Below are 26612 nucleotides of genomic sequence, written 5' to 3' on the forward strand. Positions count from 1 at the left end.
AGTCAGAAGGATTACTCCCTCTTTCTCGCCTAAGAACTGTACATGAGACTTTCACCTCATACAGCTCAAGCATCTCTTAACCTTTACAGGCAACAGTTATTGTTTTTGGATTAGTAGCATGATGTTGTCTATGACAGTGAACATGCACGTAAGCTAAGTTTGACACAATGTAATCTTTATGATTTCCATTCTTGTGATGTAGAGGTCTTTCTTCTGCATCAGCACTAATGTCAATTGGTAGATTACAAATGTGGCATTTGCCTTTTTGATTAATCCAAACTTTCTTAAACATTCCAGATAATTTACTAGCACCTTGATTGAACTTGCGTTCAACAAAGTATTCTTTGTCAGTATAAGGGTTTTTATCCAGAGATAATTTTGTATGTCTAACTATCCTTTTGTCTGATAATAATTTAAGTTGGTTTCTTGTTGTTGAAAATACCCATTTCCTCGTTCCTTTGGTATGCCAATATTTGTCAACGATCCAAGTTCTTGATTTCATGGGGTGTCTTCTCTTAGCCCATTTCCAAAGTATGTTCCATAATTTGTAATCTATTAAGTGGAATGTTTCTTTGGAAACCACTCCTTGATGGTAATTTGACCATCCAGTAATGATTGGGTTAAGGGTGTCTATTAAAACTTCTTGTGTCCAAGATTTTCCATCTTTGATAGTATTACTGATTTTCTCAGTTACTTTCTGAATGTTTTTCTTAGACGGTTTTATAAGAAGTTTCCCTTTGTATTTTCTAAAATTCCAGCCTAAAAAGTCAAAACCATTATCAATATGAGTAATTAAAGTCTTTTCATCAGACAGTTCCAGACCTTTATTTGTTAGGAAATTTTTCAATCAATCCTTTAACTTCTTCTGCTATTTCCTTTGTATTTGCAGTAACAATGAAATCATCCGCATATCTCACAAAATTTACTTTGTGTTTATTGCTTTGATGTGCTGTCATTCTTCCACTTTTACCTCGATGGTATTTATCAACCAATAAACTTTCAATTCCATCTAAGGTCATGTTAGCCAATATTGGTGATATAATACCTCCTTGTGGTGTTCCTGCTTTTGTTGGAAATAGAGAATTTTTATAAATGAATCCTGCTTTAAGGAATTGTTTAAGAATTGATTTATCCATTAGGATGTTGTCAAGTAACCATTGATGACTAATGTTGTCAAAACAACCTTTAATGTCTCCTTCCAGTATCCATTGAGCAGAATTATTTCGACATGTGCATCCGAAGATTTGTCCACATGCATCATGAGTACTTCTGGATTTTCTAAATCCAAAAGAACGTATGTCTGCTGTTTCTTCTGCAATTGGGTTTAATGCCAAGGCATAAAGTGACTGCATAGCTCTGTCATGCATGGTTGGAATTCCTAAAGGTCGTTTCTTATCTTTCCCATATTTCTCAATAAATACTCTTTTTAATGGTTTTGCCTTGTATTTCTTATCAGTTAATCCAAGTACAGCTTTCATCTTAGAGACAGGTGTATTCCACAATTCTCCATCGATTCCTGCTGTTCTTTTACCCTTATTCTGAATTACCTTTCTGACAGCTAACAGTTTAGCGTAGTGAGAATGGGTTAGCAAATAACTTAGTCTTTTAACTAAATTCCAATTTCCTTTAATAACCGCTTTCGTAATCCTGACTTGTATTCTATTAACATGTGATTCAACAGTATTCCAATCAATGTTGTTCCAGTTGGACATGTCTGTAAGGTTCTCATCATTTAATTCGGCATAACCACTAAGGGCTGCTGCTTCATTATTTGGTGTATTTGAATGACTTACATTCATAGTTATACCTTCATTCTTACGTTTCGATACCATAGAGTAAGTCTGCATCCTTTCGAATCAGGGCAAATTCTGAACCCCTATACATACCATTACAGTCTGTCATTCGCTTTCTACTCCTTTCCTTTACTCTCTATGTCATTGTCCTTCCTTACGGAATTCCTACCCCGAAGGGAACATATAGGGCTTACCAAGTTCTATAACATGAATAATTGTGAATACCTTAGAAGCCATCTATAAACCGAGAACCATTCGTCCATTTCCCATTATGTGGAAAAAGCCATAATGGTCTGATTCTATACCTTTTGGTTCAAGCGTGTCAATCTATTTTTTCGCTTGTTACTGATTACGGTTCTTACAATGGTTCAACTTTCGTTTCTTCATAGTATTCTTATCCTAACAGATTGTTTAAGTTAGATTCCCAAACTTCTCCATATTGTCCTATGAGCTTCACACCCTGACGTTACCATCAACGCATGTCATAGTAGGATTATCCCAAATGGAAGGGACAGCGTTTCCGCAATTCATGGTATAACTTTCTTGTCGCACTATTCCATTCAGTATAATACATGTCAATAATCTTCTTTCTCAATATTTTTAGATAATTCAGTTTCTCGGTAAGGAGTACTAATTACTTTCACCCAATAAAGCATTAATTTTTATAGTCCCAGCTACAAAAAATAAGTTGGTCTTAAAGGCAGGTGATGAGTTTGGAGATAGTAAAAGAGCCAGAGATTACAGAATTAGAAGAAAGAACCGTAGCATACGTTTCTTTTGTAGGAAACTATGTTGGAAATGTCGAGGTCTTTGCTGAGCTGTTTGGGAAGCTGGGCAACTGGGCAGGTACAAAGCAATTGATGGGACCTGAAACTCTTTTCCTGTCAGCCTATTACAATGATCCGGCTGTTACTCCTCCGGAAGACCTTAGGCTGGACGCTTGCATGACCATTGGCGACGATGTGGAAGTAGAAGGTGAAATTAGAAAGCAGAAGCTTCCCGGAGGAAAGTTTGTCCTAATGCGTGCGGAGTTGACCGGGGCAGAAGAGTACACAGCGGCGTGGGAAAAGATCGTTGGCTGGCTGGTACAGAACGGACTCGAGATCGATATGTCTCGGGGGGTAAGCTATGAGATCTATCTGAACGATCCCGAGGAGCATCCGGAAAAGTATCATATCATTGATATCTGCATGCCGATCAACTGAATAATATTTTGGGAGCTTTTGGAATTGTGGCTCCCACCTTCATCCAGTCAGAATAAGAAATACTAATATTGTTTACAGAACAAGTAATATAGTAGATTGCTTGTTAAAGAAGAAATTGAAAATATGAGGCCATGAAGTGAACAAAGTAAAGATCATTGGGATTGGAGGAAGTCCTCGGAAAAACGGAAACACCGATATCCTGCTTGACAATTTTTTAAAAGGGGCAGAATCAGCAGGAGCTGAGACTAAAAAAGTCTTATTGAGGAATTATTCTATTGAATCCTGCATTGGTTGTGAAGCCTGTAGAAAAGCTGGAACCTGTACACAGTTCCACGATGGAATGGAACTCCTTTATCCTGAGATCGAAGGCTCAAAAGGTCTTATTCTTGGCTCTCCCACATACAACTACAACATAACATCTTCTATGAAATCCTTCATCGATAGGTTATACCCCTACTATAATTTCACAAATGATCGCCCCAGACAGTATTCAAGCAAGCTTGGGAACCAAGGTCGGAAAGCGATCGTCTTTTCTATCTGTGAACAATCAGATATCAAAGAAATGGGGTTTGCACTCGAAGCTATGGAAATGCCCCTTGAAGCTTTGGGTTATGAAGATATCGAAAAGTTCCCAGTGACTAGTTGTTTCGATCGGGGAGTTGTCTCAAAGGATACTGAAGTACTAAAAAAAGCATTTGAAGCTGGAAAAAAACTGGCAATGGATCTTCGTTAAACCTATGTTGGAAATTATTGTTTATTCATCAATACCTTCTCAACCCTTTCCATTACATGAGCATTGAGAGTAAACGTCTTCTCAATCTTTGCATTCTGCTTAATGTAATGTAGAGTACCTTTCAAAAACCCCCTCTTCTTCCAGTCAGTATAGGATATGCCAATGATCTTCTTCCTCAACAGATCAGAATCATCCCTTTCAGCCACATAAACAGGTTTACTAAACTCCACCGTTTTCCTCTTCCCAACAAGATGATGGCTTAACTCCCTTGCCTTGAGTATCATAAATATTTTTAAGAATATTGGACATGCATGAAGTCTAAAACACAGTAACAAACCAATGATGAATAAGATGACTATCGCAATGCCATCCCATGTTATCTTTTAAGATAAAATATATAAGCCTAAAACGCATGTTTATATACTTTGTACTGATTGAGTATTGCAAATAGCTGATGCAGCTTGTGAATTGGTAAATAGATGATAAAATATAATTTATGATCTATTTTCTTGGTGTGGTACAAATGAGTTATAGAAAACATAGAGAATTCCCTATTTCAGCACGTAGGGAGACAAATTATCTGGAGCTTGAGACGAAGTTCTATCGCTATAACACTAACGAAATTGTAAAAGCAGAACGAGCAATGCGTACAACAGATTCGTTCTTTTTTAGACCACCTACCATTGCTAATTCGTCTCTCTTTTTTTCGCAATTTAAGACAAGTAAAGTTTATACAAAACAATAAAACGAAATAGTGTGGTGTAGTCATGAAAAATAAAGATATGATATGTAAAAAATTTAAATTTGTATTGCCGGCATTGCTGCTTTTGATCTTACTTTGTGCAATGCCTGCAGCAGCTTCTTCATATGAACTTGTTGCAAACACGACCAGTGATGCAAATGGTTACTATAGCTTCGAAGATATTCCAAATGGGAATTATACACTTATTGGAATGAATTATTCAATCAAGTGGAGAAAGGTAGAAGCTGATCTTTTTGTCAATGGTTCTTCTGTGGAACAGACATTAAACCTGAGTACAAGTGGAGCTTCCGAAGCACAAATCAATTTATGGTATGACTTTTTGGATAGATCATCAATCTCAGGACAAACATTTAAAAAATCAATGAGTTTGCCATATGATCAATTGCCATATTCAGATATATTACTTTTAAATGAACAGGGTACCAAACTTGTCGCGAATACGACGAGTGATGAAAATAGCTACTATAGCTTCGAAAATATTCCAAATGGGAATTATACACTTATTGGAATGAATTATTCAACCAAGTGGAGAAAGGTAGAAGCTGATATTTTTGTCAATAGTTCTTCTGTAGGACAGACATTAAACCTGAGTACAAGTGGAGCTTCCGAAGCACAAATCAATTTATGGTATGACTTTTTGGAAAGATCATCAATCTCAGGACAAACATTTAAAAAATCAATGAGTTTGCCATATGATCAATTGCCATATTCAGATATATTACTTTTAAATGAACAGGGTACCAAACTTGTCGCGAATACGACGAGTGATGAAAATGGTTACTATAGCTTCGAAGATATTCCAAATGGGAATTATACACTTATTGGAATGAATTATTCAACCAAGTGGAGAAAGGTAGAAGCTGATATTTTTGTCAATGGTTCTTCTGTGGAACAGACATTAAACCTGAGTACAAGTGGAGCTTCCGAAGCACAAATCAATTTATGGTATGACTTTTTGGAAATATCATCAATCTCAGGGCAAACATTTAAAAAATCAATGAGTTTGCCATATGATCAACTACCATATTCAGATATATTACTTTTAAAAGAAAAAGATTTGTCGATTACAAACAGTCCACATCTTAACATATCCATAATCACAGGTTATGAAAGTTATTCTTCAAAATTAAACAGTGTAGTTGAAAGGATAAACAGCAATTCTGATTACAACATAACAGTTTCATGCTATTTGCCATCTACGATCGAAGAAGATATCGACTTTTCAGAAACAGACATAATTTATATCAATATGTTCACTGCCACTGCTTCAGTGATATCAGACAATATTGATTCAGCAATTGCAAATGGAACGATCGTTGTGGGATATAACACCTATCTCAATGAAAACTATGAAGTTCCGGATGGTTTCTCCAATGAAGAGGATTTCGAGAACTATCTTCAGGATTACTGGATATATGGTGCTATAGATGAGTCTAACTTTGACAATATGATATTCTTCTTATCAACTACTCTTGGTAATCGCAATGACCTACAAGTGGAAGATCCGACAGGTTCAGATAGCGCAATATACCATCCCGAGATGCCTGCACCATATTTTACTGGCAATGCCAGTGAATACTTCGAGTGGTATAGCAGCAGGAATTCAACAGAACATTCTTTTGATGAAAATGCTCCAACTGTTGGTCTGACATTCTACAGTTCATACTATCCTGATGATATGGCAACTTATGATCAGATAATAGAAAAATTCGAAAATATAGGTATGAATGTTATAGCATGCTATGGTTCAAGCAGCGAATATGTGGACCCTTTCTTTGACTACAGTCCTGAAACCAAAGTTGACCTGATACTTTCAACCACTTATCGAAGCCAGTATTTTGACATCGAGGATTTGGGCGTACCGGTAATGAACACAGTACTAAACGGTTACATGAACCTTACCGAGTGGCAGGACACAAATAATCCACTACCAAATACCTATATGTTGAGGCTATACAGACCGGAAACATTAGGATGGATCGATCCGATCATGATAGCTTCCGAAGAAATTGATTCTCAGGGTAACGAAGTCTACGTTCCGGTCGATGATCAGGTTGACTGGCTTATTGAGAGAGCTGAAGCACAGACAGACCTGTCTTCAAAAAATGAATCTGAGAAAAAAGTTGTCATCATCTACTACAACCATGGAGCAGGAAAGGACAACATCGGTGCTTCATATCTAGAGGTTATCCCAAGTATCAATAATCTTCTGAAAGGCATGGCCAACTCAAGGTATGATGTGGGCAATTCAAGCATTCCTAACGAAACCGAACTTGTAGATCTCTTTGTGAAGCAGGGTACAAATATCGGAACCTGGGCTCCCGGAGAACTGGAAGACCTTGTCGAGACAGGCAAAGTGGAATTGATCCCTGAAGAAACCTATAAAGGTTGGTTCGATGAACTTCCTGAAGAAAGAAAACAGGAAGTAGTTGAAATGTGGGGTGAAGCTCCTGGCGAGATCATGGTATACGAAGATAATTCTGGTAACAGCTTCGTCGTGATACCTAAAATCAAAGTTAGTGACAATGTGATCCTTGCTCCACAACCTACAAGGGGCTGGTTGCAGGACAATGATGCACTCTATCACTCCGGGGAACTGCCACCTCATCATCAGTACATCGCATTCTACCTATGGCTACAGAATGAGTTTGACGCTGATGTAATGGTTAATATGGGAAGACATGGTACTGTCGAATGGTTGCCTGGAAAAGAATTTGGTCTGTTCAGAGATGAGTGGCCTGCCCTTATGGCTGGTGATATTCCTGTAGTTTACCCATACGTAATGGATGGGATGGGAGAAGGAATGCAGGCAAAACGCAGAGGAAATGCGATCATAATCGATCACCTGATACCTCCAGTTGTAATGTCTGGAAGTTATGGGAACTACACTCAGTTGAATGAAAAGATAAATCAGTATAGTGCTCTTTCCAGTGAACCAGAGATTCAGGAAGAACGCTATAACGAAATAGTTAACCTTACATTTGAGTTACATCTGGATGAAAGAGTCAATATGAGCCTTTCCGAGGATGAGTTGACCAGAGAAGAGTTCCTGGATGAACTTGATGATGTTCTCAGGGAACTCAGGACAACATCCATGCCATACGGTTTACACATTCTGGGCACTTCCCCTCAGAATGAGCAACTAAGTGAAATGGTTTGTTCCATGCTTGGAAATAATTTCAAGGAAGAAGTTGCACTGTATAATACATCTGAGACTACACCAGTGACACTTCTTGACCTCGTACTGAATCAGGGACAAAATTACACGTTTGCACAGGAACAGATTCTTGGTTTTGGTAACAATTCAGTTACAATGGATGATTACCTGTCAGATGCTGAAGAATATGCTGATAAACTTGGCCAGAGCGAAGATGAGATCCAGCAAGTTCTCAAGGCAATGGATGGAAAGTATATAGAGTCAAACTTTGGAGGAGACCCAATACTTCGCCCGGATGCACTTCCTTCAGGCAGGAATTTCTATGCTTTCGATGAGCAGCTCATCCCAACAGAACAAGCATGGGACCTTGGAAGGGATCTCGCGAATCAGACCGTAGATATGTACATGGCTGAAAATGAAGGAGAATATCCGAAAAAGGTTGCATTTATACTATGGGCAGGAGAATCCACACGTCACGAAGGTGTGATGGAAGCAGAGATCCTGTACCTCCTTGGTGTTAAACCTGTTTGGGATAACGGCGAAGTTGTGGACGTGGGTTTGATAGATTCTTCAGAATTGGGACGCCCACGTATAGATGTACTTGTGCAGATATCCGGTCTTTACAGAGACACATTCCCACACAAAGTGGAATTGATCGACAAGGCAGTCTATCTGGCATACAATGCCCCTAATAATGGATATGGTGAAAAGGATGAACGTCCTACGCCTGAATATATCCCATATGATCCCGCAGAGAATACGAACTATGTGAGGGAAAATACCAACAACATCTACGAAGGCTTGAATACAACATTCCAGAATGAAACTGCTTCAATGACCATTTCCCTGCTTAGGATCTTCGGCCCTGAGGACGGTGCCTATGGAACAGGTATGGCCAATGCGATCTCTGCAAGTGACACTTGGGATAGCAACACCGTTCTTGCTGATCTTTACATGGAAAGGATGAGCAATGCCTATGGACAATATGTCTGGGGAGAAAGCATTGAAGATATCGTTAGCCAGTGGGATGTTGCTGATAGTTCCATAGATAATGAGGACGTCTTTGGGGACAACCTTGAAGATGTAAATGCGATCCTACACAGCCGCAGTTCGAACACCTATGGTGCTCTTGACACAGATGACTTCTTCCAGTACATGGGCGGATTAATGCTTGTAGTAGGAGAAGCTTCCGGAACAACTCCGGATACCTACATAATGAACCTGCAGAACCCCGATGCTGAAACCATAGAGACCCTGAAAACATATCTCTCAAGGGAGATTGTCACAAGGTACCTCAACCCATCCTGGATCGAGGGTATGCAGCAGCATGGTTTCGAAGGCGCAGGTGCAATGGGCAATTTCCTCGAAAACCTCTGGGGATGGGAAGCCGTATGTCCTGACCTGATCGATGGTCATGTATGGGACAGTGTGTATGATACATACATGACCGATGATAATGCGGATTGGATCAAAGAGAATAATCCGTATGCATACCAGTCCATGAACGCAAGGATGATCGAGACTGCAAGAAAAGGTAACTGGGATGCATCTGATGAGGTACTAAAGACTCTAATAGAAGATTATATAAAATCTGTAGTAGAGAACGATGTTACCTGTTGTCACCATACCTGTGGAAATCCTTCACTCGATCAGTTTATTTCCGGACAGATGTCTCTTCTGGGAGTCGAGGTTGACCAGGATACCCTTGATGAGTACAAAAAACTGATGCAGGACGCAACACATCGATATCCTGAAACAAGTTCCCAAAAGAGTAGTTCCCATAAGAGCAGTTCGAACACACCTTCTGCAAGCATCGTCAATAGCACAAGCACAAGCAATGATGCAGAAGGCTACGGAACTATCACAGAACCGAAATCTGCGAAGGATGACAATTATGTGGAAGGGTATGAGATGACAAAGGAAACGAACTCTGAAGAAGAGGCATCTTCAAGTGGGTTCTCAGGGTCTGATATTCTGGCTACTGCCATCGTCTTCCTTGCAGTGGGAACCATAGCATATGGATTCCGCAAGCAAAAGTTGTAAAAATAAGTGGCATCCCTAAACGGATGCCAATTTCTTTTTTATTCGAATATCAGTTCAAGTCCTTCTTCAAGATGTGAATGCATCAAACCGGTGTAGCCGTGAGTTGTGCTATCAATAGCTGTAAAGGACTTAGGATCTTCCGCTTTTTCAAATGTGATCTGTGCAGCATCATAAGGAATTATACTGTCATTGATCGAATTCAGCATCACAAATGGACGTGGTGATATCTCCGCAAGATAATTGTCCGGGTCTATGGACCTGAAGAATTCGTAAGCCAATTTATCTTTGACCTGAGCAGGATCAATGGCAGAAGAATCGTAGCCGGATGTGCTTATGGCAACAACTCCTGAAATTGAATCATCAATTGCTGTTGCGATAATAGCAGGTCTGCCACCATTGCTTGAACCAAGCATTGCAATCTTTGATGCATCTATCTCCGGCTGGACACCCAGTACATCAGAAGCTTTCAGGGCATCATAGATCATGAGATACTGTGTAGGTTCGACACCAGTTTTGAACATCTCAACATCCGATTCGAGATCAATTGCCCCAAGATCCCTCTGGTCAATGATGATCGAAGCATAGCCCATATCGGCGAGTATTACCGAGAGACCATGTTCGTCCTCTTTTGTGACACCAGCGCCCGGCAGGACAACTATAGCCGGAATCTGCGAATCGGTTGTCGTTCTTGGAATTGTCAAAAGCGAAGGAACGGTTCTGCTCCTGCCCCTATATTCAATTGTGCTGACAGTGTAGTTCGAATTAGAGTCATCGACATCAATAACTGAATATTGAATATCATCACGTTCCGGATACGAAAGCAAGCCATCTTCAGTAACTGACCACGTATCGCCCTGGTTAAACATTATACCGTAAAGACCTGAGAGTATCAAAAGGATACCAATGACCAAAACTAGGTTATTGTTCTTCAGGATCCTTTTCATTTTCAAAGTATCCTTATTCTTCGATCTGTTCTTAGCCATGGCTAAAGGAACAGTAGTGAAATAAAAAAAGATTTCCGTGTCACGGATGACACGGATGATATAAATAGAATTATTTCTGTGGTGGCCAGTTCTGTTCCATCCATCCAGGCAACCTGCCTGAATCTGCCGGACCGATCATTACTCCTGCACCGGTCTCGTCTTCCACATCGCCCTGCAGACGTGCTGCAAGCCCCGGAATCACAATGACCTTATGGGTCAGCTTTTCCATATCAAAGCCTGCATCATCAAGTCCTTTCTTGATCTTTGCGGCTGTAAGCTGTCCTCCTGCCACAGCAGCCTCTACACCGATACCATCAGTGTCGATAGCTGTAAGGTAACAGTCCACACCATTAGATGAAAGGTCACTCTCAACTGTGTAGTATGTGAGTGCGAAGTTGGTGGTTATAAGCAATGGTGAATCTGCTGTTGGTGAACCTATCTCATAGACTGCAGGATCGACCGTAACAGGCTTCCTTGGGTCAGTGTACATAGTATCACGTATATGCAACTGTGGCATCAGTGCGTAAGGCTCGATGCTATGCATGATCATGATGTCACCGTACTTGATAGTGAATATGGAAGCTACAACGGTTTCCCAGTATGATGCGCTTACCTCGTCATCATGTGCCATCCACGCTGTGAACGGAACTGCCATGATCGGGAATGCGATATCACGGTCACCATTGATGCCTGCTCTTCTGATCTTCAGGAAATTGTTGAGGGTCGTCTTAAGGCCTTTTCCTGTTGGGAATGTTCCCGGATCGAGCACAACATCCTCAATGCCATTGTCTGCGAAGGTCTTTGCCATTGACTTGAGAAGATCAAGGTCATTTGGTGCAAAGACAGTTACAGGGACATTGAACTCCTGTGCCAGAGCTGCGACTTCCTGCCAGTTATCCTTGTTCGCTGCATAAAGAAGCGGCCTCTTTTCAGCTGAGACCTCAAGCCCTGCTCTAAGTACAGCAGGTTCGAAAGAGCAAAGGACCAGTGGGAATTCAGTGGTCTCCACTACCTTCTTTACAGTTGCTGCGAACTTTTCAGGGTCGTTTGATACACTGCGGACAGCGATCATGTCAAGGGTGAGGTAATCACCGACATAGAACTTCTTGAAGTCCTGTATCTTGTTCACTCTCTCGACAAGGTCAGCTTCTTCCATGGTGTCCCAGACATCATAGGCAAGAGCTGTCTTGTTGAAGAAAGTAAGCTTATGACGGTGTAATACATCATCTCCACCGATACTGATAGCGTTATCTCCGACACCGATGACAACTTCCCTTATCTCAGGAGCAAGAAGAGTCACAAGTTCATCATATTTCTTCTTGTATTTGCTCTCATTGACAAGAGGTATACAATCAGTTGCTTTTAATGATCTGTCGATAAGATGGGAAGCAAATGCCATACAAGATGTTTCACCACATTCACCACAGTTAGTTCCAGGAAGGAACTTGTATGCTTCGAGGGGGCTGTTTATTTTCATTTATCACACCTCCGCTCCGATCCACTTAGTGATATCGATCTCTTCAGCCTCAATTGAGCCATAGAGTGTTTGTGTTATTTCCTTGAGCACCTGAACTGATGTTGGGTGCATCATCATGAACATATCATTACCTGCTAGTGCGAGGGTCAGACCTGTGACTATCTCCCAAATAGGACCTCTGTACTCACGTGGACCCCAGTCGGAATCCTGTTTGAGTGGAGATTCCTTCATCCAGGACTCTCGGGCACCCCATGCATTGGTTGTACCGGAAGACATTGGGAATGTAAGTTCTTCATCACCCATGAGACCCGCAAGTCGAATACGTTCCATGTTAGAGTATGCATAGTCAAGACCATAACCAAGTGCTGCAGTTGTTGGATCCATGACAATGCTGTCCCTTGGGACATTACACTGTTTCATGAGCTTTCTGTTAAGTTCCTTCTGTGCATTTATCTCAAGCTGTGTCCAGGAAAGTACTGCATGACCATAGTCAGTAGCAGCTTTTGCAACCCTTTCATAATCGAGATTAAGACTTGCGGATGCAAGGAGAACACGCTCGCCTTCTGCAACCTCAGCAGCCCTTTCGAGGACTTCAGGGTCTTTCTGCGGGTTACCTGAACCACCGATAACGATAGGTACGTCAACTGCCTGAAGAACATCTTCTACGACCTTTGCGGCTTCCCTTGCCGGAGTATCATTGATAAGAGGATCTGTTGAGATAAGGTGAATTGTTATCATATCTGCATTGAAATCACGTACGGCCTTCTTTGCCCATTCGGCAGGATCGTTGATAACATCCCCATAGTTCTCTTTGACAGACTTTGCCATGCTTATCGGCATGTCGAAGACATCCATTGTAACATAATTGCGATGTGGCATTTCCGCATCGAAGTAATAAGGAAGTGCATTTTCTCCACCGAGAGTGACAGTGTTCTTACGGGAACCACCATCTGCTGATGTTGCACCAAGGGTAACTTCCTGAATAGGTGTTGCCCACTCGCTCATCTTTGAGACATCGAACTTTGCAGGAAGGAGTTCTGGTATCCTTGATGCACCTGCAACAGGTGCCTGCGGAAGTCCGCCCATTGATGCTGCGAAAAGCTGGTCAACGGGGTATCCTAACATTCGTGCAATATTAGCAACATGCATTGATATCTGAGCAGCTTCGTGCCCAAGTGCGTAGGCCATTGCAGGATTTAATCCGCCGCCTCCGGAAATATCGAGCTCGATGTCACCTTCAATACTCACTCCTTCGAGTGATTCGACATCGAGGTCTTTAAGGAGATCAGTAAGACCTGATAATTTCATCTTGTTTGACATATGAATTCACCATTTTACTTATGTGAAATAATGATAGTGATCAAAGACCAAGTTTCTTTGCGATCTTATTAACTTCCTGAACTGCAACTGATTCGTCAGGAAGATCAAAAAGAGGGATCCCTTTAAGGTCTCTTTCCGCAATGATACTGTCCATTGGAACTGTTCCTATCAATTCAAGGTTCAGTCCTTCTGCTGTGCTCTTGATCTCATCCTTGTTTGTATCTGTGACCTTGTTCGCAACAACGACTATGTTCTTGATATTGGTGTCAAGTTCCTCAGTTAGATCCCTTATTCGTTCTGCTGTACGCAGTCCGCGTCTTGAACCATCTGTAACGACAATAAGCTCATCAACATCCCGGATCATTTTACGGCTAAAATGCTCAAGTCCGGCTTCGGTATCGATGATAACAACATCATAGTTCTTGACAAGCTTGTCCATTATACCACGAAGCAGATTGTTCACATAGCAGTAACAACCAGAACCTTCCGGACGACCCATTACAATAAGATCGTATTTTGGCATTTCCTCCAGAACTTCATAGAGCTTGGATTCGAAAATTGATTGTTTATTCACATCAGGAGGAAGATTATCTCTCTCATCCTGCATGAACTGCTTCATGTCACCAACTGTCTTTGACACTTCACAACCAAGCGTCTCCGGCAAATTTGTATCCGGATCAGCATCGATTGCAAGGACAACCTTATTAGTCTTTGTAAGATGGCGAATGAGAAGACTGGTTATAGCAGTCTTCCCTGTTCCACCCTTACCTGTTAATGCTATAACTTTTGTCACAGAAAACCTCGTTTACTCCTTTTTCTGGATGATCACTTTCTCAATGCTTACTTTTGCATTCTTAAGAATGATCTTAATGCCACCGGTACCTGATGAAGATGGCATCATCATTGGCATACCCTGCATTGGCATAGCGTTCTGCATCATTGGAGGTGCCGCGAACTTTGCTGTCTCCTGAACTTCTTCTTCATCTTCTGGTTCGTCCTCAGCTTCCTCTTCCCATCTCTGAACGATAGGATGATCCTTCTCAGTAAGGAAGTTCTTGAGGGAATCAAGATCTGCAGCATCTTCTTCGGTTGCAACCTTTTCTGCGATATCAGCTGGAATATCAGCCAATACCCGGTCTTTCAGATGCTTTGGCATCCATACGACACGGTCCCAGCCACCATCGGACTGGATGAACTTTGGAGATCTGAAATAATTGATACCAATACCAAGGAAACCAACTACCTGCTTTCCGCCACCGGTCTGACCTGCCATTGTAGAGAATGGAAGACCGTTCGGTGCAACGCCTGCATAATCCCTGTCAACCCATCCAATACCATCGACTTCCGGTATGTAGAAACCTACTACCTCGAAACAGCCACATGATGTGTGTGGGTAATCAAAGAAAGAGTGAAGATTGATGCGATCATATTCACCGCTTGAAAGTGATTTTGCAAGGTCGTTAACACCGGAATACTCACCAGCTACTGCATCGATCGTATCACCTTTAGGAATAGCGAACTGTGGACCTTCAGGATCCACCTTTGCAGCTGCACGACCATCGAACCAGTTGATAGCACCACAGAGTGATATCCTGTCCGGTGTGATCACACAAACGTTGGAAGGTGCAAATGACTGACAGAGGGTACAGCCGTAGAAGGTATCAACATCCTCATCATGGAGGTCACGTGTTCTGTCATCCCTTGACTTGTAGATGGCCTTTACATTGTCCATCTCTTTCTCGATCTCAGCAAGATCGGTTATGTAGACAGCTTCGACCTTCTCTATGAATGGAAGCTCGTTCTTGAACAGCATCATAACGGCCTGGGCGATCGGCTCAAAGGAAGTAAGACCTTTTGCCACAGCATCCTTGCTGACACGGATCCATACATCATAGCGCTGGTTCAAATGCATTAAGCCCTGAATGTAGTTCTGGAAATCGTGATTCCTACGTTCTACAATTGACTCAAGGTCCTCTTCCACAAGTTCTCCTGCGATCTTGTAGATCATTGCGAACGGATGTCTTGAACCTTCTTCCATTTCAGAAAGATCGGGGCCGATAAGTGTGAACTTACCGTCCTCGATCTCGTCCATTGGAGTAGCTCTTACAAGCTCATAACCTTTAGATTTCGGTCCTGAGAGTTCGACATGCATGCCGTCTTTCCTAATCCTCTCCCCTTCGAACATCGGTGAGATCTCGAAAGGATATTCGTCTGCCATATTTTGTCCTCCGTAATATAATCTAAGTATTCGTGATAATGTATCAAATCATAAGTTATCGATCAGTTCATCCAGCGCTTCAATATGTACAGCAGGAGTTATGTTCCCAAAGGACATAGTCGCGTTCTGTATATACTCTCTTTCGATCGCGATCGACTTAATTTTTGAAAAGCTTTTCAGGCCGGAAAGTACCTGGTCGATATAGTATTTAAAATGCCCCAGTACGACAATAGTATCATACTGGCCACTACCATCAAGACCGGTCCAGTTAGGATCGCAAAGATAAGTTGCCAGTGCATGGACATTTATGTATTTTGCATTAATGCCCTGATCGACAAGACCACTCATAGAGTGACCGGTAGCAGCTACCGGCAGATCTGCTTTCTTTGCGATCTCGATGGAACGCTTCAACAATTCTTCATCCTTGAGTATTTGGGATCCCACGATGAACAAAGGACGCTTTGCCTTTGATATCATCTTTCCGGCAACATCTGGCTGCACTGCCTTTGAGCTCTTGCAACCGTATGTGCAGTGTATCTGAGTATTCTTAATAACATCAACCATGATTAAGCCTCCTTACAAAGTCTCTTGAGGTTTGTTGGCTGTGCTGAAACATCGGATTTCATTGCTGGTCCTGAAAGGATCTTCTTCCTCTTCCAGTCGATCTCCCAACCATGCTCCTTTTCCAGTATCTTAAGCAGTTTCTCACGCTTTGCAAGAGGAAGATCGGTTTCTGTCCTAACGAACTTGTACCAGTCCTCCGGCATGATACCAAGATATTTCTGACTGAGCTCTATGTAATGCGTCAGCTTGATCATCCTGCCCATGTTGTTGTCACTTGGACGGATACAGCTCTTTGCAAGCATAGGCATCATTTCCTCAACTGTCTCTGCGGTTGTAAGCAGATAGTCAGGCGCGGCAGGGATCTGCATTTTGCTGCCATTCCTTGCATCATAAACTGACCACTTATCTTCCTCGTATGGCTTTGCAATAAGTGCCCTGCGGTACTTAGAGCCATGTGGACCGAGAATGACCGGAATACCAAGCCTTGAGCAGCCTGTTCCGATGGATGCTGCCTTCTGGGAATATGCACCCCATGCAACACCAACAGCACCAACACGATTGAGGGTGTAATCTGCAATTTCTTCGTAGTTTCCAGAGATATTCTTCTGTGCAAAGATAGATGCGACCTTAATGACAGCACCTGTAATATGTGCATTCGAGACACATGAACCTGTGTTAAGCAAGCCTCCACTCTTGAACCTTGCAGGATACTTCTCATAAAGGGTCATTCCGTCTTCGCCCTTGTACATACCAAGGTCCATTGCAGAACAACCTGAGACCACAACTATGTAACTCCTTCTGAGCATCTCATCTGCAATTGTGAAAAGGTCTCTCGTACCATCCGGATAGTTGGAACATCCGACCAGTGCAACAATACCCGGAGTTGTTCCGAGAACGAGGTTGACACCTTCTTCCCTGATCTCTGGGTCACTGATAGGTCCTCTACCGACACGAACCTTTCCAACCTCTTCGCTTATAACACGCTGTGAGGACTTTTCTATAACATTGACAATATCGATATCCTTTGGACATGCAAATTCACAACGGCCACATGCGATACATTGATCGTGCAGCACCTCGAAATTCGAGAGGTCACCTTCGCTCAGAGCGGTCATTGCTTCGCTGATAGGCAGGCTATTAGGACATGCAACTTCACATTTGAGACAGTGGACACACTTGTCTGCAAGCTCCTTGAGCTCTTCATCTGTCGGAAGTGCCTTGATGCCTTTCTGCTTCCTGATCTCGGACATCATCATGGTAAGACGAGGTGCAAGTTCTCCAAGCTTCACGTAATCAAACATCAAAGCGCCTTTTTCCTTTCCGGTAGTAAGGTCTTCGAGTATGTCCTCAATACTATCATTGGAGCGATCCTTAAGTCCATACATGACCTTATCATTGGTCGTAATGACCGGTATCATGAGCTTACTTGCCTCTTTGAGGACATCGGCCCTTATGCACTGTTCATCGACAATGATAACATCAGGGATACCTGATCGGATGGTCTTAAGTTCTTTTGCAAGAGTACCAACGACCTTTGCCCTTGGAAGAGTTCTGTCGCCGGTCTTGTAACGAGTCATATCGAGGGCGGTACAACAAAGCCCACCAAGCTCGATCTTATCGTTAAGGCCCTTTTCTTCCATATAATCAATGATATCAGTAACTGCTGCAACGTTGTGCCCAATGACTATCAAAGTAGGCTTTGAAGCATCGAGACATCCCATACCAATGTCTGCAAGTGGTGCCTCGTCATCCGATTTAGGGAAGTCGAGACAGGATATCTGTGCAATATCAGAGATCTCCATACCAACATGATCGATCATACCGCCATGAAGTGCCTTTGACTCAAAGTCAATTGATGCTCCTTCCTGACCTACATGGACAGCTGCAAGCAGCTGTGTGATCTGCTCTTCGACATAGCTGAGAACAGAATCAAGATCCCCGAGTGTCTTTGGACTGACACCTGTGACAAGCTGGACATTTGGAGCTATAATATTAGTAGCACCAACATCAAGTGGATGGTCCTTACCATAAAGGCCGATCAAATGGTGAAGAAGATGTCTTCCGTGTCCAGAATGCGCTGCCGCTCCTGTGATCACACGGAGCATGAACTCACGTGCATTGTGCCCTGCCAGGTCAATACCACATGCACCCTCTTTGTTACCGCTAAGGTCACATGGTCCAAAGGTACAGTAACAACACTGGTCACACATTGGAGTGTAGACTGGATTATACCTTTCAAGGATATTATGATCCCAATCCCTTAGTGATGAAACTCCGGGCTTGACCGTTGGCCCCATCTCAACATCAATTTCATCTGCTTCTTTTTCAATAGCACCTACAATGTTATTGATAGTGATCTGAACATTTTCAAGGTCGCTGATAGCCATTGAAAATTTACCTGTAGTTAGCTCACTCATATTTTTATGGCCTCCTGAATCGAACTTCTCATAGTTAGACTGTAATATTAAGCTATTTTCCGAGACGTTACGAATTGAATAAAACGTTATAAACATATGTCAGTCTTTGGACTGTTGGATGTAATATGCAAAACCAATATATAAACATTTTGGCTATTTGTCATGATTATACTATACAAATTGTTTGGTTTGTTTACGCCGTTAAAAAAATAGAAGCATCAAATAATTTCATGTTGAATATAAACCCATAAGCTTGATAGGAATTATAGAAATATTGGAATGTAGAAGTATAGCATATTATAGAAGCATCATTAAAGAATTGTTGGAAATCATTTTATCAGATAGCGGATATTAACTTAATGAATACACTCCAATATAGTGTTTGGGAGGATAACTTGGACAATAAATGCTGGATATGTGGCAAACAGGAATCTACAATGTTCACCTGCCGCTTTTGTGGAAAGACATACTGTTCCGATCACCGACTTCCTGAAAGACATGCATGTACAGGACTTGACAGGGATAGTGGACAATATAAGGAATATGCTGATAATAATCACCGCAGTGGCCACGGAAGCTCAGGGCAAACATCCGATACTAATATGAATGAACTCGTGAAGAACATGATGAAAGAAGCGGCAAAGACCGCAGCAAAAGGAGCTGCATCACAAGCCGCCCGCAAAACACGTTCATCAATAAAGACAAGTCCTTCAATGGCTATTATCTTCATTTGCATCATTTCATTCTTCCTGGAAGCCATACCGAGCTACGCAGCGGCGTTCCAGTTAGTTCCGGGCCTGATGCTGGCAAGACCATGGACACTTATCACACACATGTTCCTCCATGCCAGTTTCGGACACCTGTTCTTCAATATGCTGGTTTTGTTCTTCTTTGGCAGGGAACTTGAAAAACGCATAGGAAAAGACCTTTTCATATATGTTTACTTCATATCAGGAATCGTTGCAGCACTTGGATATTCGATGACCAGTACAGCCGGTTACCCGATCGTAGGAGCCAGCGGCGCGATCATGGGAGTATTTGCAGCACTTACTGTGCTAGCACCTGAGATGGAAGTATATGTATATTTCATTCCGATGAAAATAAAATATGCACTCGTACTGTTCGTACTTCTTGACTTTATGTTGTTGAATGCAAACGATATGGTAGCCCACACAGCCCACCTTAGTGGAGTCCTGGTAGGAGTTTTCATGGGCTATAGGCTCAAAAAAACGATTGAACAGCGCAATCGAAATTACTACAGTTTTCGAAGGTGATCTGCCTGAAAGATAAAAGGTCCCGTCTTGCAAATTACCGTCCACGACCTGAAACCGGGGAAGAGATACCCATCCAGTTCATAGAGATGGAAGAAAAGATCGCAGGATGGGCACCTGAACTGAAAAGGACCATATATCTGGATAAGGCATCAGAATATGATCCTGTAAATTTCAAAAGGGTCAGAGAAGTATTCCTCCTCAAGGTCTATAACTGGTTCCTCGATGGGATCAGTGTTATTGAACTAAAACCTGAGGAGAGGATACAATTTGAAGATATCCTGAATGACCACCTTCTTTACGGTGGAGAGGTTCGTTACACACGGAAAAAACAGGGTAAGAAAATACATAATTGTTTTTTGCTTGCAGAGGCCCCGATAACGGTCCGTGCTAAAAGGATCGCTATGGCAGATATCCTTTAAAAGTGATCAGAAACAATATATATATATATATAGCATACCCTCATTTCTTCATTAGGAAGTAACTCAGGGGAGTTGACCATCTAATTACATCCGATCATATAGAATTATTAAGAATGATCCTATTAGATTAGTATTTATATATTTAAAGAACAAATATAAACGATTGGATGTGGATCTATATAATTATTCTAAGAAATGGCCGAGGGAAACATGCAGAACGTTAAAACCGGATTTAGTTCCATTGTAAAATATCTTAGTACAAAGAAGGAAACCGGCAGAAGGAGTATTGGTCTTTTGGTCGATGGTCCGAATGTATTACGCAAGGAATTCAACGTCAACCTTGAAGAGATACGTGATGTACTAAAAGAATACGGCAACGTGAAGATCGGGAGAGTATTCCTGAACCAGTATGCATCAGACAAACTTGTAGAAGCTATTGAGAATAATGGATTCGAACCTATCATCTGCTCCAGTGATGTCGATGTGCGTCTCGCAGTAGAAGGAATGGAGCTTGTATACAACCCAACGATCGATACGATCGCGCTTGTCACAAGGGATGCTGATTTTAAACCTCTTCTGAACAAAGCCAATGAGCATGGAAAAGAGACCATATTATTTGGGGTAGAACCCGGATTCTCAACAGCACTTCGAAATTCAGCAGATTATGTAATCATACTTGAGAACAACCAGATGAACTACAATGAAGAAGAAGTAGCTGAAAAAAAAAGAATACAAAAAGCTTCTTCAAACGTTCATAAATAAACTGAAAATTCTGCATGATAACATGCAGATCTCGTTTTATATCAATATGATTTAAGATCGTAAGATCCTTGCCTGAATATTAATGTGAACGCACATTGCGGATCATTTCTTCGAGCCTTTCTTTCGAAAGACCTTTTTTGACCTCAGTACAGTTCTTTACCTTGGATATCAATGCGCATAGCTCATCTTGGTCAAGCTCATAGCCAAGGTCATTTACAATGCCTTTCAAAGCTTTTTTGCCAGTATGCTTGCCAACAACGAGGTTGCGCTTCCCACCGACCATTTCAGGAGTGAAAAGCTCATATGTCCTTGGCTCTTCAAGAATTGCCATTACATGGATACCAGATTCATGCGTGAACGCATGCTTCCCAACAACAGCTTTATTCACAGCTGTGGGAAGACCTGAATATTTTTCAAGTTTCCTGGAAATACTGTTCAATTTGGTCGTATCATACGTTTCAATACCATGCTGCACCCTCAATGCCACCAGCAGTTCCTCAAGAGATGCATTACCTGCACGCTCGCCGATGCCATTAATAGTTGTATGCAATTGCTTTGCACCAGCCTCAGCAGCAACCAACGTATTTGCAGTAGCCATCCCAAGATCATTGTGACAGTGGATACATATAGGCGTATTAACGACCTTCTTGACCTCACTAACAAGGTAGTGTGTTGTAGCAGGGCTCAATATACCAATGGTATCAGCAATGCTCACATAGTCCACATGATAATCTTCTGCTGCCAGAAAGGCCCTTTTGAGGGTCTCAATGTTCGTCCTTGTGGCATCTTCAGCGGCAAATCTTACCTTGAGACCGTGGTCCTTTGCATGTTCGATGGCACCCATAGCACAACTGAAAACATCAGCACAACTTTTGTGGTATTTGAACTTTAAATGAAGATCTGACATAGCAATGAAAATGCTGACAATATCAACATCACAATCGATAGCTGCATCGACATCATCTATGACAGAGCGTGCAAGGCAGCAGATGTTGGCATCAAGACCCAAATTGCTGATCTCCTTGACGATATCTTTCTCCGAAGTCGAGACTACTGGAAAACCAGCTTCAATGACCTCAACGCCGATCGAATCAAGTTCAAGAGCAAGGTCGATCTTTTCATCTCTTGTAAAAGCAACACCAGGGGTTTGTTCGCCATCCCTTAATGTAACATCACATATCTCGATATTAAGAGGACTCTGATCAATGAAGTTCATTAGTTCATTTTTAGAATAATCAGTATTTGCCATGATATTGATTCCTATTCGAGTGTTTGAAAGGACACTATATAAATATGTAGGTTTTGTCTCCAATATATCCAATTATCTAAGCTTGTTCTGTACCCTTTCATAAAATCCACTTGCAGATATCTCCACAAATCTGGCAGGCATATCTGACATTGTCAGTGTTACCACATCATTTTTCTGAATTGTGTGCGTATACTGTCCATCAACAACAAGTGCAGCTTTCTTCTCCGGTACGATCATCTCTACTTTGATAATACTGCTTGCAGGAACTACCCGGGGCCTTGCTGATAATTTAAATGGTGCAAGCGGGACGATCAATGTCGCATTCACTGCAGGATCTACCAGAGGACCACCTGCGCTCATAGCATAAGCAGTGGAGCCGGTAGGAGTTGCGATAACAACACCATCTGCACGCATCTCTTCTGCTTTTTGATCATCTATGGTTATTCTGAAAGTCAGTATCTTTGCAGGTCTTGCGGTTGTTAGCACAACCTCATTGGTCGCAGCAGGAATGGCCTCCCCATTAAGATCAATAGCCAACCTGGAACGTTCGGAATATTTGAAACCTTCAAGGACTTCCTCAATGGTACTTATTGCTTCGGACGGATTGACCTCCACAAGAAAACCCACCGTACCCATATTAATTCCAAGTATCGGAAGAGGGTCCTCCATACGAGCAATATTTCGAAGAACAGTACCATCTCCGCCAACGGAGATAAGTAGCTCAACACCATTTTGCCTCATCAGCTCAACAGGTATTATCTCCACGCCTTCAAACTTTAAAGGGAGGGCTGTATTGGGGGATAATGCGATTTCCACTTTCGAACTGAAAGTATCAACGATCCTGCTGACCATATCAAGTGCATCCGCGTGGTCACATCTTGATACGATCCCGATCTTCCTGATGGTCATCTATTCACCTCTTCACAAGCTTTAATATGTCTGAATGAGCACAGCCGTTCGATGCTATCATATATACAGGGTTTATCACACTATCTTTCAATTTGAGAGCATTTCCATCCCCATCAGTGACGATACCACCCGATTCTTCGATTATCAACTTACCAGCTGCAACATCAACAAGACGAAGAGAACCACGGACATCCACAAAAGCATCCAGTCTTCCGGATGCCACATAGCATAATTCCAGTGAAACGCTGCCAAATATCCTGATCCTCCGAACGTTCTTACACAGATCCACCGTCCTCTCCACATTTTTGCGATACCCATAGAGGCTTACACAGAAATCATTTAAAGAAGAACATTTGGAATGAGAGATTATTTTACCATTGAAATATGCACCTTCTCCGGATTCCGCATAGAACGTATCTCCGTTCGCAAGATTTCTCACATATCCGAAATAGGTAGAAGATAGGTCTGGAGTGCCAATAGCAATGGAAATACCATAAACAGGTATATCGTTGGCAACATTGTACGTTCCGTCAAGCGGGTCCAGTATTATGGTGAACTCCGGATCATCACCGAACACAACCTCACCCAGCTCTTCACTCAATAAACGGATCGAACGGCCATCGGCTTTTAAAATTTCAATGATGGCTTTCTCAGAAACATCATCTATCAGTTTAGTGTCGGTTCCATCAGCTCCGACATATACGGTCCGGAATGCTTCTTCAGTGCCCACAAGATCGGAAATTGCATTTGATGCAGACTCCGCAAGAAGATCACAGAATTCCAGCATTTGTTGAGAGACCGACATGATCAAAAGAAAATTAGGGGCATCAGATGCCCATTGTTTTATTTGTTATCTCTATGGACCTTGATGCATCAGATTCAAGTTCCATCATTGCACGAATTGCATCGACATTCTCAGGAATTACATCTGATTCCTGGTGGATTGCCTGGAAGAAATAAAGTTCTCCCTCATACATCGTTATGGATTCATTCCAGATGCAGTTCTCCCACATGTCGCCCCTTGGCCTGCCAAGGTCCTTTGCGAGCTCCATTATCTCTGCTGTGGATGTGATACCCTGCCCCACGAACCTTATACGGCTCTGTTCTGCAAGGACACTCTCAACATCTTCAGCAGTGCATTCCTTTTCAAGCTCAAGGTTAACAGTATGCAGGTGCATGAGTGTTGTAGGAAGTTTTACAGCAGTAGTTGCAATATCGAGGTTCGGAATAACGGTCTTTACATCAGGACCATGGTGGGATGGAAGCTTGATGGGGTTTGGAACGATCGCATTGATAGGACCGGTCTTAATATCCCCAGGATCAGCAGCCCTTCTAAGAAGGGTCACGCGTGCTTTTTTGATCTCAAATTCCTTATCGAGTGGTGATAGGACACGGCAAAGACCAGTGGTATTACAGGAAACTACCCTGACAAAGTCCTTTCCAAGAGCTTCCTCATAATTGGTCTCGGCATTGAATGAACAACCTGTAAGCGCATGGGATTCGCCGCCCTGCCAGATGGCCTTGATGCCTGCCTTCTCATAAAGGTCCTTGTTAGTAGCACCGACCTTCCCTGGAGTACAGTCAACTACGAGATCCGCTGCCTCGATCATTTCCTCGACAGTGCCGGAGACCTCGATGCCTTCCTTTTCCATAGCCCCTACCCTGTCTGCGAGGGTATAGACATTGAACCCTTTATCCTTTGCCATTACGGTCTCAAAGTTAGGACGGGTCTTTGCAACACCGATGAGCTCCATATCATCCTGAAGTGCTACAGCATCTGCCACTCTTTTCCCTATAGTTCCATATCCGTTTATTGCAACTTTAACTTTTGTCATTTAATGCACCTTCCATCCTGGATTTGACAAATAAGTATTGTATAAAATATTGTAATTATAAACATCTGTAATGCTGAATCACGATCAAATAAATGGCAGGAATTAATCCTGCAGACCACTTGTGATAGGCATGTCCTGTTAATTCAGTTTCCAATAATTATAGTTTCCCCTTTTGAGAAGTCGATCTCTTTTATAGTACCAAAGATTATCGTCTTTTCCCCGAATATACCAGTCAGTTCGATGGAATCTCCATCGACCAACATTTTTGTGACGGACTCCATCACCAGTTCCTTTTCATCGCCTTTTATTACGATCACATTAAGTTCGCACATATATACACCTGTTTTTATGGCATTCTGTTTTATGAAATACCCTTTAGGGGAATTCTATCTAAACCAAACTTGCCCTAAATACTTTTACTATGTTCTTATGATAGATAACTACTTTCACATCAATTTAGCTCATCTGACAAGCTTTGCTACGGAATAACCCATTTCAAGCCCCATATCCTCAGCAACCGCTTCACATTTTGTACGGAGGAGGTATGCTATGGGACCAAATGACCTTTCGGACATTGTTTCATAGTTAGCCATTCCTTTGCTTATGATCAGACTTGCATCCTCAAGGGCTTCAATGAACTCCGGTGGTGCTTCCTCAAAACTTACACCTACTGCATTGCAGCCGGTGGTCAGGACACGGTCGACCTTCTTATCAAGCTCGTATTTTCTTACATCATCCATGGTCACATCTGTAAGCATAGGAGCACCCCTTACTACGAGAGTGATCTTACCGCCGACCTTTCGGATAATATCTAAGACCAGTGTATCGAGGATTATCTCCCCGCAGTTGTCGACAACATAGACAACATTGTCAAGCAGATCAAACATCTCAGGAGTATTATCCACATCAAGTCCTTTACGATATATATCTGCAAAGGTCCTGTCAAAGACATCCTCCCCCACATCGAATCCCATTATACCGAAATCGAAGAAATTGCCGATTACGGATGCAAGCACTGCTCTTCTGAACATATCCAAGTCAGAAGGCTCGCCTTCGTGAACAAGAGAATGAGCATAAGGATAGACCTTTTCAGCTATCTCATTGCTTAATATCTTAAGATCGAGATAAGGATCATCATCATTGAGCACTTCATATGCTTTTCTGTGGATAGCTGTTGAGACTACACCTGCCGGAACACCAGGGACGTAAGTATCTTTGAGAACATCGATGCCCGCAAGCATTGTCTTGTGAATAAGTTCATCATCGTTTGTGGAAAGTTTTGCTTCGTAGTGAACTCTCGAAAGAAGGCAATATGTACATCTAGCATCCATTTTCATTGTTTTGATCCTTCTAATTATAGTGAACATATGGTTATTGGAACTGACCAGAGATCAGATTGTCATACCAAACAGACGCACCATAAATAAATTTAACGAAATGTGCCCTATGTGCCCCAACTTTAGTAGAAAAGCACCATTTATTCGATAAATT

Annotated in this window: 22 protein-coding genes; 6 read left to right on the plus strand and 16 right to left on the minus strand. The window is 42.1% G+C overall.

Annotated elements, in window-relative coordinates; genetic code table 11:
- Positions 1-76 precede the first annotated feature (76 nt).
- Together PBV53_RS09715 and PBV53_RS09720 are read right to left on the minus strand one after the other, a co-directional pair.
- Entirely contained in the window at positions 77-847 is a 771-nt protein-coding gene (locus PBV53_RS09715; RefSeq protein ID WP_270095499.1) for a group II intron maturase-specific domain-containing protein, read from the minus strand.
- On the minus strand, positions 825-1799 hold the full coding sequence (locus PBV53_RS09720) for a reverse transcriptase N-terminal domain-containing protein (RefSeq protein ID WP_270095498.1): 975 nt from the start codon (positions 1797-1799) through the stop codon (positions 825-827). Before PBV53_RS09720 ends, PBV53_RS09715 begins: the two co-directional genes overlap by 23 nt.
- 701 nt (positions 1800-2500) lie before the next feature.
- Here PBV53_RS09720 and PBV53_RS07865 point away from each other — a divergent pair.
- Together PBV53_RS07865 and PBV53_RS07870 are read left to right on the plus strand one after the other, a co-directional pair.
- Positions 2501-2998 (plus strand): AraC family transcriptional regulator, encoded by a 498-nt coding sequence (locus PBV53_RS07865; protein ID WP_270096609.1) that lies wholly within the window; start codon positions 2501-2503, stop codon positions 2996-2998.
- A gap of 136 nt (positions 2999-3134) precedes the next feature.
- Positions 3135-3731, plus strand: a complete 597-nt coding sequence (locus PBV53_RS07870) for a flavodoxin family protein (protein ID WP_270096610.1) — start codon at positions 3135-3137, stop codon at positions 3729-3731.
- 14 nt (positions 3732-3745) lie between these two features.
- Here PBV53_RS07870 and PBV53_RS07875 read toward each other — a convergent pair whose 3' ends face one another.
- On the minus strand, positions 3746-4015 hold the full coding sequence (locus PBV53_RS07875; RefSeq protein ID WP_270096611.1) for a hypothetical protein: 270 nt from the start codon (positions 4013-4015) through the stop codon (positions 3746-3748).
- Between the two features lie 483 nt (positions 4016-4498).
- Between PBV53_RS07875 and cobN the strand changes: the two genes are divergently transcribed.
- Complete coding sequence (cobN, locus tag PBV53_RS07880; RefSeq protein WP_270096612.1) at positions 4499-9694, plus strand: cobaltochelatase subunit CobN; 5196 nt, start codon at positions 4499-4501, stop codon at positions 9692-9694.
- 38 nt (positions 9695-9732) lie between these two features.
- On the opposite strand, the gene PBV53_RS07885 is transcribed toward cobN, so the two are convergent.
- The 7 genes from PBV53_RS07885 to cdhA all read right to left on the minus strand — a co-directional run bounded on the left by PBV53_RS07885 (position 9733) and on the right by cdhA (position 18673).
- Complete coding sequence (locus tag PBV53_RS07885; RefSeq protein WP_270096613.1) at positions 9733-10677, minus strand: alpha/beta hydrolase; 945 nt, start codon at positions 10675-10677, stop codon at positions 9733-9735.
- 70 nt (positions 10678-10747) lie between these two features.
- The gene (gene acsC / locus PBV53_RS07890; protein WP_270096614.1) at positions 10748-12154 is read right to left on the minus strand and encodes an acetyl-CoA decarbonylase/synthase complex subunit gamma; all 1407 of its coding nucleotides are present in this window, start codon (positions 12152-12154) and stop codon (positions 10748-10750) included.
- Between the two features lie 3 nt (positions 12155-12157).
- Positions 12158-13474 carry a CO dehydrogenase/acetyl-CoA synthase subunit delta gene (cdhD, locus tag PBV53_RS07895; RefSeq protein WP_270096615.1) on the minus strand — a complete coding sequence of 439 codons (1317 nt, stop codon included), beginning with the start codon at positions 13472-13474 and terminating at the stop codon, positions 12158-12160.
- 40 nt (positions 13475-13514) lie between these two features.
- Positions 13515-14267, minus strand: coding sequence for an ATP-binding protein (locus PBV53_RS07900; protein WP_270096616.1), 753 nt, complete (start codon positions 14265-14267; stop codon positions 13515-13517).
- A gap of 12 nt (positions 14268-14279) precedes the next feature.
- Positions 14280-15692, minus strand: a complete 1413-nt coding sequence (cdhC, locus tag PBV53_RS07905; protein ID WP_270096617.1) for a CO dehydrogenase/CO-methylating acetyl-CoA synthase complex subunit beta — start codon at positions 15690-15692, stop codon at positions 14280-14282.
- Positions 15693-15740: 48 nt separating this feature from the next.
- Positions 15741-16256: a CO dehydrogenase/acetyl-CoA synthase complex subunit epsilon gene (gene cdhB, locus PBV53_RS07910; RefSeq protein ID WP_270096618.1), complete on the minus strand. Its 516-nt coding sequence runs from the start codon at positions 16254-16256 to the stop codon at positions 15741-15743.
- Between the two features lie 2 nt (positions 16257-16258).
- Positions 16259-18673 carry a CO dehydrogenase/acetyl-CoA synthase complex subunit alpha gene (gene cdhA, locus PBV53_RS07915; RefSeq protein ID WP_270096619.1) on the minus strand — a complete coding sequence of 805 codons (2415 nt, stop codon included), beginning with the start codon at positions 18671-18673 and terminating at the stop codon, positions 16259-16261.
- 395 nt (positions 18674-19068) lie between these two features.
- On the opposite strand from cdhA, the gene PBV53_RS07920 reads away from it, so the two are divergent.
- The 3 genes from PBV53_RS07920 to PBV53_RS07930 all read left to right on the plus strand — a co-directional run bounded on the left by PBV53_RS07920 (position 19069) and on the right by PBV53_RS07930 (position 21128).
- Positions 19069-19947, plus strand: a complete 879-nt coding sequence (locus PBV53_RS07920) for a rhomboid family intramembrane serine protease (protein ID WP_270096620.1) — start codon at positions 19069-19071, stop codon at positions 19945-19947.
- Positions 19944-20366 (plus strand): hypothetical protein, encoded by a 423-nt coding sequence (locus PBV53_RS07925; protein WP_270096621.1) that lies wholly within the window; start codon positions 19944-19946, stop codon positions 20364-20366. Before PBV53_RS07920 ends, PBV53_RS07925 begins: the two co-directional genes overlap by 4 nt.
- Positions 20367-20576: 210 nt before the next feature.
- The gene (locus PBV53_RS07930) at positions 20577-21128 is read left to right on the plus strand and encodes a TIGR00288 family NYN domain-containing protein (RefSeq protein WP_270096622.1); all 552 of its coding nucleotides are present in this window, start codon (positions 20577-20579) and stop codon (positions 21126-21128) included.
- 79 nt (positions 21129-21207) lie between these two features.
- Here PBV53_RS07930 and PBV53_RS07935 read toward each other — a convergent pair whose 3' ends face one another.
- The 6 genes from PBV53_RS07935 to PBV53_RS07960 form a co-directional block, all read right to left on the minus strand.
- Positions 21208-22377, minus strand: a complete 1170-nt coding sequence (locus PBV53_RS07935) for a homocitrate synthase family protein (RefSeq protein ID WP_270096623.1) — start codon at positions 22375-22377, stop codon at positions 21208-21210.
- Between the two features lie 72 nt (positions 22378-22449).
- Complete coding sequence (locus PBV53_RS07940; protein ID WP_270096624.1) at positions 22450-23286, minus strand: NAD(+)/NADH kinase; 837 nt, start codon at positions 23284-23286, stop codon at positions 22450-22452.
- Positions 23287-23290: 4 nt separating this feature from the next.
- Positions 23291-24091 (minus strand): bifunctional fructose-bisphosphatase/inositol-phosphate phosphatase, encoded by an 801-nt coding sequence (locus tag PBV53_RS07945; protein WP_270096625.1) that lies wholly within the window; start codon positions 24089-24091, stop codon positions 23291-23293.
- A 22-nt stretch (positions 24092-24113) separates the two neighbouring features.
- Entirely contained in the window at positions 24114-25121 is a 1008-nt protein-coding gene (locus tag PBV53_RS07950; RefSeq protein ID WP_270096626.1) for a type II glyceraldehyde-3-phosphate dehydrogenase, read from the minus strand.
- Between the two features lie 143 nt (positions 25122-25264).
- A complete protein-coding gene (locus PBV53_RS07955) occupies positions 25265-25453 on the minus strand; it encodes a CooT family nickel-binding protein (RefSeq protein ID WP_250867935.1) in 189 nt (62 codons plus the stop codon).
- A gap of 129 nt (positions 25454-25582) precedes the next feature.
- Entirely contained in the window at positions 25583-26458 is an 876-nt protein-coding gene (locus PBV53_RS07960) for a damage-control phosphatase ARMT1 family protein (RefSeq protein ID WP_270096627.1), read from the minus strand.
- Positions 26459-26612 lie beyond the last annotated feature (154 nt).

The organism is Methanococcoides alaskense (genome assembly GCF_027594145.1).
Lineage (GTDB): Archaea > Halobacteriota > Methanosarcinia > Methanosarcinales > Methanosarcinaceae > Methanococcoides > Methanococcoides alaskense.

What these genes read in the sequence shown, in the direction of transcription:
- PBV53_RS07945 (WP_270096625.1), bottom strand. Translation starts at nt 24,091, where the DNA reads ATGTCGGTCTCTCAACAAATGCTGGAATTCTGTGATCTTCTTGCGGAG.
- acsC (WP_270096614.1), bottom strand. Translation starts at nt 12,154, where the DNA reads ATGAAAATAAACAGCCCCCTCGAAGCATACAAGTTCCTTCCTGGAACT.
- PBV53_RS07950 (WP_270096626.1), bottom strand. Translation starts at nt 25,121, where the DNA reads ATGACAAAAGTTAAAGTTGCAATAAACGGATATGGAACTATAGGGAAA.
- PBV53_RS07865 (WP_270096609.1), top strand. Translation starts at nt 2,501, where the DNA reads ATGAGTTTGGAGATAGTAAAAGAGCCAGAGATTACAGAATTAGAAGAA.
- PBV53_RS07875 (WP_270096611.1), bottom strand. Translation starts at nt 4,015, where the DNA reads ATGATACTCAAGGCAAGGGAGTTAAGCCATCATCTTGTTGGGAAGAGG.
- PBV53_RS07955 (WP_250867935.1), bottom strand. Translation starts at nt 25,453, where the DNA reads ATGTGCGAACTTAATGTGATCGTAATAAAAGGCGATGAAAAGGAACTG.
- PBV53_RS07930 (WP_270096622.1), top strand. Translation starts at nt 20,577, where the DNA reads ATGCAGAACGTTAAAACCGGATTTAGTTCCATTGTAAAATATCTTAGT.
- PBV53_RS09720 (WP_270095498.1), bottom strand. Translation starts at nt 1,799, where the DNA reads ATGAATGTAAGTCATTCAAATACACCAAATAATGAAGCAGCAGCCCTT.
- cdhA (WP_270096619.1), bottom strand. Translation starts at nt 18,673, where the DNA reads ATGAGTGAGCTAACTACAGGTAAATTTTCAATGGCTATCAGCGACCTT.
- cdhD (WP_270096615.1), bottom strand. Translation starts at nt 13,474, where the DNA reads ATGTCAAACAAGATGAAATTATCAGGTCTTACTGATCTCCTTAAAGAC.
- cdhB (WP_270096618.1), bottom strand. Translation starts at nt 16,256, where the DNA reads ATGGTTGATGTTATTAAGAATACTCAGATACACTGCACATACGGTTGC.
- PBV53_RS07935 (WP_270096623.1), bottom strand. Translation starts at nt 22,377, where the DNA reads ATGGCAAATACTGATTATTCTAAAAATGAACTAATGAACTTCATTGAT.
- cdhC (WP_270096617.1), bottom strand. Translation starts at nt 15,692, where the DNA reads ATGGCAGACGAATATCCTTTCGAGATCTCACCGATGTTCGAAGGGGAG.
- cobN (WP_270096612.1), top strand. Translation starts at nt 4,499, where the DNA reads ATGAAAAATAAAGATATGATATGTAAAAAATTTAAATTTGTATTGCCG.
- PBV53_RS07960 (WP_270096627.1), bottom strand. Translation starts at nt 26,458, where the DNA reads ATGAAAATGGATGCTAGATGTACATATTGCCTTCTTTCGAGAGTTCAC.
- PBV53_RS07885 (WP_270096613.1), bottom strand. Translation starts at nt 10,677, where the DNA reads ATGGCTAAGAACAGATCGAAGAATAAGGATACTTTGAAAATGAAAAGG.
- PBV53_RS07940 (WP_270096624.1), bottom strand. Translation starts at nt 23,286, where the DNA reads ATGACCATCAGGAAGATCGGGATCGTATCAAGATGTGACCACGCGGAT.